General features: G+C 72.9%; 6 protein-coding genes and 1 pseudogene. 2 read left to right on the top strand and 5 right to left on the bottom strand.

From position 1 onward, the window contains the following. The 3 genes and pseudogenes from ACFYZA_RS14190 to ACFYZA_RS14180 all read right to left on the bottom strand — a co-directional run. Positions 1–434, bottom strand: a pseudogene (locus tag ACFYZA_RS14190) (hypothetical protein); the annotation flags it as partial. Beyond that, positions 431–874, bottom strand: a complete 444-nt coding sequence (locus tag ACFYZA_RS14185) for a DUF6507 family protein (RefSeq protein WP_388490262.1) — start codon at positions 872–874, stop codon at positions 431–433. The pseudogene ACFYZA_RS14190 and the gene ACFYZA_RS14185, both read right to left, overlap by 4 nt. A 211-nt stretch (positions 875–1,085) precedes the next feature. Further along, the gene (locus ACFYZA_RS14180) at positions 1,086–1,862 is read right to left on the bottom strand and encodes a DUF4253 domain-containing protein (protein ID WP_388490259.1); all 777 of its coding nucleotides are present in this window, start codon (positions 1,860–1,862) and stop codon (positions 1,086–1,088) included. 300 nt (positions 1,863–2,162) lie between these two features. Here ACFYZA_RS14180 and ACFYZA_RS14175 point away from each other — a divergent pair, with 300 nt between their 5' ends. Further along, positions 2,163–3,419: a PLP-dependent aminotransferase family protein gene (locus ACFYZA_RS14175; protein WP_388490256.1), complete on the top strand. Its 1,257-nt coding sequence runs from the start codon at positions 2,163–2,165 to the stop codon at positions 3,417–3,419. Between the two features lie 46 nt (positions 3,420–3,465). Here the strand turns inward: ACFYZA_RS14175 and ACFYZA_RS14170 are convergent, their stop codons facing one another. After that, positions 3,466–4,140 carry a helix-turn-helix domain-containing protein gene (locus tag ACFYZA_RS14170; RefSeq protein WP_388490253.1) on the bottom strand — a complete coding sequence of 225 codons (675 nt, stop codon included), beginning with the start codon at positions 4,138–4,140 and terminating at the stop codon, positions 3,466–3,468. Between the two features lie 117 nt (positions 4,141–4,257). Here ACFYZA_RS14170 and ACFYZA_RS14165 point away from each other — a divergent pair, with 117 nt between their 5' ends. Continuing rightward, a complete protein-coding gene (locus tag ACFYZA_RS14165) occupies positions 4,258–5,763 on the top strand; it encodes an MFS transporter (RefSeq protein ID WP_388490251.1) in 1,506 nt (501 codons plus the stop codon). Positions 5,764–5,785: 22 nt separating this feature from the next. On the opposite strand, the gene ACFYZA_RS14160 is transcribed toward ACFYZA_RS14165, so the two are convergent. Continuing rightward, on the bottom strand, positions 5,786–6,601 hold the full coding sequence (locus ACFYZA_RS14160) for a DUF4232 domain-containing protein (protein ID WP_388490248.1): 816 nt from the start codon (positions 6,599–6,601) through the stop codon (positions 5,786–5,788).

The raw sequence follows: 6,601 nt of genomic DNA, 5'->3' as shown, positions 1-6,601 counted from the left end.
AACGCCTGCATCGCCGCCTCGACACCGCCCTTCAAGGCGTTGTTCCGGTCGACCTTGTCCTGGTCGCGGTGCCAGTGCGCGTCACCCTCGATGCTTGTGGTGAACGCGAGGGCCTGCGCCTTGAGGTCGTCGAGGCGCTTGGCGAGCGGCCGCACCGTGTCCCCGTACACCGTCAGCGCCCCGGCGACCTTCTCCAAGTCACCGGCGAACGCGTCCGACTTGGCCGCCACCGGCGCCGTCGTCGCGAACAGCCGCTCCGCCTCGGGGGCGTGGTAGAACGCCGACAGGCCCTGGAACTCCTTGTGCACATCGGCACCCGAGTCCCGGAACTGGCCGGCCTGCTTGGCCAGCGCGGCCGCGTCCTTCGTCAACTGGTCCAGATCGCCGGTGAAATGGTAGATCCCGCCCGGCTCTATGACCCCGCCGTCACTCACCGCCCACCACCGTGGCGACCACCATCATGCTGACCACCACCGTGCTCACCGCCCGGCGTCGTGTCATCCAGGACTTCCTTGCCCGTGCCGTCGATGACGGGATCCCTCAGCGCCTGACGCTCCTTGTTCGCCGCCATCTCCAGGTCCCCGTGCACGTACGCGGTCGTCGCCTCCAAGGCGCCGGTCAGCGAATGCCCGGTACGCGCCGCGATATAGCCCAGCTCACGCGCCTTCTTCTCCAGGAACTCGCCCAGCGCGCTCCCGACCGGCCCCATCCGCTCCGGCCCGCACGACGGCCCCGAAATCGTTCCCGCCGCATGCGCCGCCGACGGCAGACTCACCTGCATCGCCTCGCCCGCCTTCGACAGCCCCTCAGCAGCCGTCGCGGCCCTGCCCAGAACCCCCGACACACCCGACGGCGAAACATCCCACCCCGACACGAAAATCCAACCCCCGCACGTCAGTTGACCCCACACACCGCCACACGGGTCCCATACGCCCCCCGGCGAACGCCAATCCTCCCCGAACCGGCATTGCAACCGCAACGAGGTTGCGAACCCATGGACATGGATCCGGCCATGTCCAGCGCCGGCCCGCCTTCTGGGCCTGGTCTTTGCTCCCGCGTGCGAGCCAGTACGCCGAGGTCGTCGCTCAGGCCTGCGGGCGCCAATCCCACCAGAACGTCCAACTCGCGCTCTCCCGAAGGGACTCCGCGTGCTCCGCCAGGTCTGTCGCTATCGCGTCCGGGCAGAACGCGAAGTGTTCCGCCGCGAGCACCAACGCCTCGTCCCCGTCCGTGGGCGGGGTCGCCACCGACACCGTCAGGCGGTCGGGGCTCAGGCCCACCACGCGCGCCCCGAACCTGTCCTCCCACGAGCGCAGCACCGCGCACAGCCGTGCCACGTCGTTCTCGTGGTTCGCCGAGCCGTGCCAGCCCAGGGCCGCCGGTACGTCCGCGCTGCGGCGGGCCGGGACCAGTGCCGCGCGGGCCCCCTTCAAGTGGCCTTCGGACGTCGCCGCCGCCGCGACCTCCGCCGCCCTGCGGTCCGGGTCCGCCCGCGGCTCGGGCGCCTCCGCCAGGCCGGGCCAGTCCTCGGCCCCGAGCCCCAGCTCGCCCTCCGCGTACGCCGCCCAGAACTCTTCCAGTACGTCCTCGGCGTCATGGTCGCCCGGGTACGACATCTCCTCCGGGGCCAGCTCCCATTCCGCCAACTCGGCTTGCCCGCCCAGCAGTACGGGGTGCAGACCCGCCGCCCTGCGGGCCGGCGCCAGGCGCGCCCAGTCCTCCGGGGTCGCCGGGTCGTCCGCGTACCAGAGCAGCGGTCCGGCCGCCGGGCCGATCACCCTGCCCGGCGGCAGGTCGAGCCCCAGCGCCTTGCCCGTCGGGTCGTCCGTCAGCCGGGGGAGTGGATTCGCAAGCATCGCCATGCCCCGAATGTAGGTCCCCCCACTGACAACGCCCCCCACTGACAACGCCGTCAGCGAACTCGCCCCGAACGCGTTGTTGCACGGGGTGCCGCCCGGACGGGGGCTGGTGCTCGTGGCCGTGCCGGCCGGCAAGTGGGGTGTGGGGGAACGGGATCCGGGCAAATTCGTGTGGTGTGAGTTCATTTGCCCGGGCGGCGAACCCGGCGATGGCTCGGATCTTGGAATGGTCGGATTCGAGCCAGGGGGTGCTGCGTAGGGTGCCGGTACTTGGACGTCCGAGCAACTGACAGGAGCCGCCCCATGCCCGCCTCCTCATCGGCAGCCGCCGAGCCGGCCGGAGTCGCGAAGCCCGCCGCGGGCGCCCCCGTGCCGCCGCTCGCCGCGCGTGCCGCGTCCGTCGGGGCCTCGCCCGTGCGGGAGATCCTCGCGTTGACCGCCCGGCCCGAGGTCATCTCGTTCGCGGGCGGGCTTCCCGCGCCCGAGCTGTTCGACGGCGCGGGGATGGCCGCCGCGTTCCGGGCCGTGATGGACGAGCAGGCCGCCACCGCCCTCCAGTACTCCACCACCGAGGGCAGCCCGGCGCTGCGCGCCGCCACCGCCGACCGGCTCACCAAGCGCGGGCTCGCCACCGGTGCCGACGACCTCCTCATAACCACCGGCTCCCAGCAGGGCCTGACCCTGCTCGCGGCCGCGCTGCTCGAACCCGGTGACGTGGTTCTGGTCGAAGACCCCTGCTACCTCGCCGCGTTGCAGGTCTTCGGCTTCGCCGGGGCCCGGGTCGTCGCCGTGCCCTGCGACGAGGACGGGCCCGACCCCGTCGCCCTCGACGAGATCGTCGCGCGCGAGCGGCCCAAGCTGTTCTACTGCGTGCCCACCTTCCAGAACCCCACCGGCCGCACCATGACCGCCGAGCGGCGCCGGGCCGTGGCCGACGTGGCCGTGCGGCGGGGGCTCTGGATCGTCGAGGACGACCCGTACGGCGAGCTGCGCTACGAGGGCGAGGACGTGCCCTGGATCTCCTCGTTTGAGGACGCCGCCGACCGCACGGTGCTGCTCAGCAGCTACTCGAAGATCATGGCGCCGGGCCTTCGGATCGGCTGGGTGCGGGCGCCCCACGCGATCCTGCGTGCCTGCGTCATCGCCAAGCAGGCCTCCGATCTGCACACCCCGACCGTCAACCAGCTCGTCGCGGCACGGTACTTGGCGGACCGGGACCTGGATGCGCACCTCGCCACCGTGCGGGCCGCCTACGGGGAGCGCCGGGACGCCATGCTCGCGGGGCTGGCCGACGCGCTGCCCGACGGGTCCACCTGGAACCGGCCGCAGGGGGGCATGTTCCTGTGGGTCCGGCTGCCCTCGGGGTGGGACGCGACTGCCCTGCTGGGCAGGGTGGTTGAGCACGACGTGGCCTACGTTCCCGGGGCGCCCTTCTTTGCCGGTGTGCCCGATGTGGCGGCCCTTCGGCTGTGCTTTGTCACTTCTGCGCCGGGTGAGATCCGGGAGGGGCTGGGTCGGCTCGGCCGGGCGTTCAACTCCGTTGGTGTAGCTGGTTGTTGAGATGCGGGGGCACCCCTGGGGCTCCGCCCCAGACCCCGTTCGCGCCTTAAGGGCGCTCGCCCTCGAACGCCGGACGGGCTGAAGATGCCTTCGGCTTCGCTCTCACGTGCATTCGTTCGCCCTGCCTTCCGAACAGGCTCAGTACCTCCACCGGGCGCGCGTCCGCGCTGCTGAACCAGTGGGGCACCTTGGTGTCCCACTCGGCCACCTCGCCGGGGCCGAGCACCAGGTCGTGGTCGCCGAGGACGAGCCTGAGCCGGCCGTCCAGGACGTACAGCCACTCGTAGCCCTCGTGCGAGCGGAGGTCCGGCTCGGTGCCGCGGTTCGGGATGACCAGTTTGTACGCCTGGAGGGGGCCGGGCGAGCGGGTCAGCGGGACGAACGAGCCGCCGTTCGCGTGGGGGCGCGGGGTCAGTCTGACCCGGGGGTCGCCGACCTCGGGGGCGCCGACCAGGTCGTCCAGGGGCACGGCGTACGCGCCGGCCAGCGGCAGCAGCAGTTCCAGGCTGGGGCGGCGCTGGCCGGATTCCAGGCGGGACAGGGTGCTCTTGGAGATGCCGGTCGTCTCGGCGAGGGCGGCCAGGGTGAGACCGCGCTGGGTGCGCAGCCTCTTGAGGCGGGGCCCGACCTCGTCCAGTACCGCCTGGTGGGCAGAGGCCGGTGGGGCCTGCTCGGGCGGGGGCGGCTCGGCTCGGGGCGGCTTGCTGTCCGGTCGGGGCATACCCGCATTCCACCCGGCCGTCCCGGAATTGGCAACACAGATTGCCGTTCCAGGCGTACCGGAGGAGCTTCTGCGGCATGAGCCCCTTCGGCGGGCTCCGGCCGGAGAGCGGGGATCATGGTGAAGTCCATAGACGCGGGGACGTCCCGGGCGGTGGCGGGGCGCGGTGGGCCGACGGCCCCGGTGCGATGGGTGCTGGCGGGGCTCTCGCTCTCGATGCTGCTCTCGTCGCTCGGCACCAGCATCGCCAACGTCGGCCTGCCGGCCCTGGCGCACGCGTTCGGCGCCTCGTTCCAGCAGGTCCAGTGGGTGGTGCTCGCCTATCTGCTCGCCGTCACCACGCTGATCGTCGGCGCCGGACGGCTCGGCGACCTCATCGGGCGCCGACGGCTGCTGCTCGCCGGAGTCCTGCTGTTCACTGTGGCCTCGGCCCTGTGCGGGGCCGCGGCCACGCTCTGGCTGCTGATCGCGGCGCGGGCGGCGCAGGGGCTCGGGGCGGCCGTGATGATGGCGCTCACCATGGCGTTCGTCGGCGAGGCGGTTCCCAAGGCGCGGACGGGCCGGGCGATGGGGCTGCTCGGCACGATGTCCGCCATCGGCACCGCGCTCGGGCCCTCGCTCGGCGGTGTCCTCATCTCCGGGTTCGGCTGGCGGGCGATCTTCCTCGTCACCGTGCCGCTCGGCCTCGCGACCCTGGTCCTGGTCCGCCGCCATCTGCCCGCCGACCGCCATCTGCCCGCCGACCGCCACCTGCTCGCGGACCGTACTCCGCCCGGCGGTCCGCAGCGGTCCAGCACGCCCCGGCCCGCCTTCGACCACCCGGGCACGGTGCTGCTCGCCCTGACGCTCGCCGCGTACGCGCTGGCCATGACGCTGGGGCACGGGCACTTCGGCGGCCTCGGCGCGGTGCTGCTCGCGGCCGCCGTCCTCGGGGCCGTCCTGTTCGTACGGGTCGAGGCGCGGGCCGCGTCCCCGCTGATCCGGCCCGCCATGTTCCGCGATCCGGCGCTGAGCGCGAGCCTCGCCATGAGCACCCTCGTCTCGACGGTGATGATGGCGACGCTGGTCGTCGGGCCGTTCTACCTTTCGAGGGCGCTCGGCCTCGACGACGCCCTGGTCGGCCTGGTGCTGTCCGCCGGTCCGCTCGTCGCCGCGCTGACCGGGGTTCCGGCCGGACGGGTCGCGGACCGGTTCGGGGCGTACCGCATGACCGTCGCCGGGCTCGGCGCCGCGGCCACCGGGTGTGTCCTGCTCGCGGTGACGCCGACGGCGTTCGGGGTGCTCGGCTACGTCGGCCCGCTCGTGATCGTCACCGCCGGGTACGCCGTCTTCCAGACGGCCAACAACACCGCCGTCATGGCCGACGTCCCGGCGGACCGGAGGGGCGTCACCTCCGGGATGCTCAACCTGTCGCGCAACCTCGGTCTCATCACCGGGACTTCGGTCATGGGTGCGGTGTTCGCGTTCGCCTCGGCGACGGACGACGTCACCACGGCCGGCTCGGGGGCGGTGGCCACCGGTATGCGGGTGACCTTCGCCGTCGCGGCGGCCCTGGTCCTGGCCGCCCTTGCCCTCGCGGCCACCGGCCGCACCCTCACCCGGCGCCTGGCGCAAGGGAGTTGAGGCGGGGCCGGCCCCGGCCCGGCTACCAGGCCTCGATCGTCGACAGGTCCGACTGCCAGTACGTCGCCATGGCCTGGCTGTCCACGACGGCCACGCTCTTGGAGAGCGCCGCGTAGGCGGACGGGCCCGTGGACTCGTTGCCGGAGCGGCCGTGGAAGTACACGGTCACGTGGTCGGCGTCGTACGCCCTGTGGCCGTCGTCCTCGCCCTGGGTGCGGACCATCGCGTACGCCGAGGCGCCGGGGGACAGCGTGACGACGGCCTGGGGGATGGTGTCCCGGTCGATCCGGATCGGGGACTGCGCGTCCTTGGAGAAGGAGATGGAGGGGGCGCCGTAGGCGCTGCACAGCGTCTTGCCGGTGTTGGTGACCGTCAGGAGGATGTGGTTGACCGGACGGGACACCGGGGTCGCGGTCAGCTTCACATTGGCGCCCGTGCAGGGCGCGTCGACGGCCCCGCCCCCGGACGAGGGCTTCTTCGCGGGCTTGCCGTCCGCCTTGGCGGGGGTCGCGGGGTGCTTGCCGGAGCCCGAACCGGACGACCCCGTACCGGACGACCCCGAACCGCTCGACCCGGAACCGGAAGACCCCGTACCCGTACCGGGACCCGAGTCCGGGCCCTTGCCGTTTCCGGCCGTGGCGCCCGCCGAATCGTTCGCGGAGTCGTTCGCCGAAGGGGCCTGGCCGTCGCCGGTGGCCGGGGTGGCGACCGAGGAGGCGGCCGGCTTGTCGCCCGCCTTCGCTCCGCCGGAACCGTCGGCGCCTCCGCAGGCGGTCAGGGCGAGGGCGGCGACGAGGGTGGTGGTCGCGGCGGCGGCGATACGGAAGTTGGTACGCAT

The sequence above is a fragment of the Streptomyces sp. NPDC001828 genome (genome assembly GCF_042892175.1).
GTDB lineage: Bacteria > Actinomycetota > Actinomycetes > Streptomycetales > Streptomycetaceae > Streptomyces.
Note: the sequence above shows the minus strand (reverse complement) of the source record. Positions and strands in the feature narration are given on the sequence as shown.

Bases quoted from the DNA above. Each gene is read 5' to 3' on its own strand.
- ACFYZA_RS14180 (WP_388490259.1), bottom strand. From the start codon at position 1,862: ATGGCGATGCTTGCGAATCCACTCCCCCGGCTGACGGACGACCCGACG.
- ACFYZA_RS14175 (WP_388490256.1), top strand. From the start codon at position 2,163: ATGCCCGCCTCCTCATCGGCAGCCGCCGAGCCGGCCGGAGTCGCGAAG.
- ACFYZA_RS14170 (WP_388490253.1), bottom strand. From the start codon at position 4,140: ATGCCCCGACCGGACAGCAAGCCGCCCCGAGCCGAGCCGCCCCCGCCC.
- ACFYZA_RS14165 (WP_388490251.1), top strand. From the start codon at position 4,258: ATGGTGAAGTCCATAGACGCGGGGACGTCCCGGGCGGTGGCGGGGCGC.
- ACFYZA_RS14160 (WP_388490248.1), bottom strand. From the start codon at position 6,601: ATGCGTACCAACTTCCGTATCGCCGCCGCCGCGACCACCACCCTCGTC.